The following is a 419-nucleotide window of genomic DNA, read 5'->3' as shown; positions in this document are numbered from 1 at the left end:
AGCCGCTATGATCAAGAGGGGGATTCTACCGGCTATCATGTGGATTATACGTATAATGATGCTGTGAACTGGAATTTGCCTGTGCAAATGCGAGAGTCCTATACGGAGGGCGGTTCTCCATCAGAACCTGTAACGACCTCCTATGACTACAATGAATATGGTCTTCCTTTGAAAATATCCCAAAGTACGGGATCGGAGACGGTTCATACGTATAAAACCTCTAATGAGCCTTTTTTCTGGGTACAACCTGTTCAGACGGTTAGCAAAATCAGTGAAGGAAAAACCGGAACGACAGTTCGAACCTATAAAGCAGAGGGCCAATTGTATGAACTGAAAAACTATGAAGGTACAGAGCAAGGGAAGCTTTTATCACACAGGTATACTTTTTACAATGCAAAAGGGAATGTAAGCGGTCAGAA

1 protein-coding gene is annotated in these 419 nt (G+C 43.0%); it reads left to right on the top strand.

Annotated features, from left to right (window positions below; translation table 11 throughout):
- The coding region (locus L696_RS31025) for a hypothetical protein (RefSeq protein ID WP_162472198.1) at positions 1–419 on the top strand (419 nt) is incomplete at both ends.

This window comes from Paenibacillus maysiensis, assembly GCF_000520815.1.
Lineage (GTDB): Bacteria > Bacillota > Bacilli > Paenibacillales > Paenibacillaceae > Paenibacillus > Paenibacillus maysiensis.
Note: the sequence above shows the minus strand (reverse complement) of the source record. Positions and strands in the feature narration are given on the sequence as shown.